The organism is Candidatus Propionivibrio aalborgensis (assembly GCF_900089945.1).
GTDB classification, from domain to species: domain Bacteria; phylum Pseudomonadota; class Gammaproteobacteria; order Burkholderiales; family Rhodocyclaceae; genus Propionivibrio; species Propionivibrio aalborgensis.
In genome coordinates this window covers 1-1,532 of record NZ_FLQY01000236.1, presented here as the reverse complement: position 1 = coordinate 1,532, position 1,532 = coordinate 1, and the positions used below count along the sequence as shown (strand labels likewise).

The window sequence follows — 1,532 nt, the reverse complement described above, 5'->3', positions numbered from 1 at the left end:
CACAATGCGATGTTCATCCGTGATGCGGCGTGACCAGTATCCGGAAAGCGCATGCTTCAACGGCTCCGGCTTCCCTATGCCGGCAAAGGGCTCGCGCTGTGTCTCACGTATCAACTTGTTGATTCGTTCAACCATGCGCTTGTCTTGCTTCTGCCAGTACAGGTAGTCTTCCCATGCTTCGTCCGCGAAGATCAGCTTCACTCTGCCAGCTTCCGCTCAACGCCTCTACCGGCGTTCAGTTGTGCCGCTGCCGAAAGTAGACGTTTGGCGTTTGCGGGCGTTCGCAAAAGGTAAGCCGTTTCCTCGAGTGCATTGAAGTCTTCGAGCGAGAGCATCACGACGGACTGTTCTCCGTTGCGGGTAATGATCAAAGCTTCGTGGTCGTTGCAAACCCGATCCATGGCGCTGGCAAGGTTTGCACGAACGGTGGTGTAGGTAATCGCGTCCATGGCGGTGCTCCTGTTATGTACGCTTTACTGTACAGTCCAAACAAGAGCTTGTCTACTGCCATCCCGCGTCATGAGAATTGCTTCTCAGGCAATCACCCTTGGCGGCCTCTCCTGGCCAGATAGTTCCGGAACGGCGTCATCGCGTCGTCGACGTAGGTGAATACGACAGGAATGACCAGCAGGCTGAGGAAGGTCGAGGTGATCAAGCCGCCGATGACGACGATGGCCATCGGAGCGCGGAAGCTCGGGTCGGTGCCGATGCCTAACGCAATCGGCAGCATACCGGCGCCCATGGCGACGGTGGTCATGACGATCGGACGGGCACGCTTGCGGCTGGCGTCGAGCAGTGCGTGCCAGCGGTCGAGAGGAGGTTGGCCGTCAATGCCGCGGCGGGCGAGGATGACGTAGTCGATGAGCAGGATGGAGTTCTTGGTGGCGATGCCCATCAGCATGATCAACCCGATCATCGACGGCATCGACAGGGCGGTTTGCGTCACGAACAAGGCCAGGAAGGCGCCGGGTACCGAGAGCACCAACGCAGCGAGGATCGTCACCGGCTGCACGAAATCCTTGAACAGCAGTACCAGAACGACATAGATGCACATGACGCCGGTGAGCATGGCCAGGGCAAAGCTGGAAAACAGATCGCCCATCGCTTCTGCGTCGCCGACGGTAGTCTGCAAGATGCCGGGCGGCAGGTGCTTGATGCTGGGCAGGGAAAGCGTCTGCTTTTCCACCTCGCCGAGTGGCTGCTGGTTCAGCTCGATTTCGAAATTGATGTTGCGCAGACGATCATAACGACTGATCTCGGCCGGGCCACCGGCCATCGACAACTTCGCCACGGAGCCGATCATCACCGGCCCGTGCTTTCCGGGGACCGTCAATCGTTCGAGCAGGCTCAGATCCTGGCGCGCTTCCGACGGCAGTTTGACGACGATCGGGATCTGCCGCTGCGCGAGGTTGAGCTTGGCGATGTTCTGGTCGTAGTCGCCAATGGTGGCGATGCGCAGCACATCGGCGATCGCCGCCGAGGTGACGCCGAGGTCGGCAGCGCGCGCGAAATCGGGGCGCACGACCAACTCC

Annotated in this window: 3 protein-coding genes; all 3 read right to left on the bottom strand. The window is 59.9% G+C overall.

All coding sequences use genetic code 11. From position 1 onward, the window contains the following. Positions 1–201, bottom strand: a 201-nt coding sequence (locus PROAA_RS11715; RefSeq protein ID WP_186411517.1) for a Txe/YoeB family addiction module toxin, incomplete at its 3' end; no start/stop codon positions are given. Next, positions 198–449: a type II toxin-antitoxin system Phd/YefM family antitoxin gene (locus tag PROAA_RS11710; protein WP_186411096.1), complete on the bottom strand. Its 252-nt coding sequence runs from the start codon at positions 447–449 to the stop codon at positions 198–200. The genes PROAA_RS11715 and PROAA_RS11710, both read right to left, overlap by 4 nt. 92 nt (positions 450–541) lie before the next feature. Further along, on the bottom strand, positions 542–1,532 hold a 991-nt coding region (locus tag PROAA_RS11705; protein ID WP_186411516.1), incomplete at its 5' end, for an efflux RND transporter permease subunit.

Coding starts and splice junctions, on each gene's coding strand:
- PROAA_RS11710 (WP_186411096.1), bottom strand. CDS start 449: ATGGACGCGATTACCTACACCACCGTTCGTGCAAACCTTGCCAGCGCC.